The sequence below is a fragment of the Paenibacillus oenotherae genome (assembly GCF_019443105.1).
In the GTDB taxonomy this organism is placed as follows: domain Bacteria; phylum Bacillota; class Bacilli; order Paenibacillales; family Paenibacillaceae; genus Paenibacillus_Z; species Paenibacillus_Z oenotherae.
The window spans coordinates 1-868 of record NZ_JAHZIJ010000070.1 but is presented as its reverse complement, the minus strand read 5'-3'; the positions used below and the strand labels follow the sequence as shown (position 1 = coordinate 868).

Genomic DNA, 868 nt, shown 5'->3' with positions numbered 1-868 from the left:
AGGAGGATATCATCATTGGAACGCCGGTGGCGGGCCGCCCGCATGCGGACTTGGAGCAGGTCATCGGCATGTTCGTCGGGACACTGGCGCTGCGTAACGAAGTGAAGAAGGAAGCGACGTTCCTGGAACAGGTGGCGGAAGTGAAGCGTCGGACGCTGGAAGCGTTCGAGCATGCGGACTACCCGCTGGAGGAACTGGTGGAGAAGCTGGACTTGGAGCGGGATATGAGCCGTAATCCGCTGTTTGATACGATGTTCGCGATGCAGAACATGACGGAGGCGGAAGCTTCTTACGGGGGCGGTCTGAAGATGACGCCGTACGGAGGAGGCCAGGAAGCGGCGAAGTTCGATCTGGCGCTGCAAGCGTCGGAGATGGAAGGACGGTTAGTATTCCAACTGCAATACCGGACGTCGTTGTACAGGCGAGCGAGCATGGAGCGACTGGCGGGTCACTTTGTGCAGCTGCTGACGGAGGCGACGTCAAAGCCGGAGGAGCGGATCGGGGAGCTGTCGCTGCTGTCCGAGGAAGAGTGCGAGCGACTGGCGGCGTTCAACGGGACGGAAGCGCCGTATCCGAAGGAGCAGACGATTCACAGCCTGTTCGAGGAGCAAGTAAAGCGAGCGCCGGAGCGTACAGCGCTGGTGTACGGAGAAGAGCGTCTAAGCTACGCAGAGCTGAATGCCCGTTCGAATCGTCTTGCACGGAGGCTGCGGAAGCAGGGAGTCCGAGCGGATGAGCTGGTGGGTATCGCGTTGGAGCGGTCAACGGAAATGATCGTGGCGATCTTGGCGGTGCTGAAGGCGGGAGGCGCGTATGTGCCGATCGACCCGAGCTACCCGGAGGAGCGTATCCGCTACACGCTGGAAGA

1 protein-coding gene is annotated in these 868 nt (G+C 60.9%); it reads left to right on the top strand.

The genetic code is table 11. From position 1 onward, the window contains the following. A partial coding sequence (locus K0T92_RS24560) for a condensation domain-containing protein (RefSeq protein WP_219875267.1) occupies positions 1 to 868 on the top strand: 868 nt, incomplete at both ends.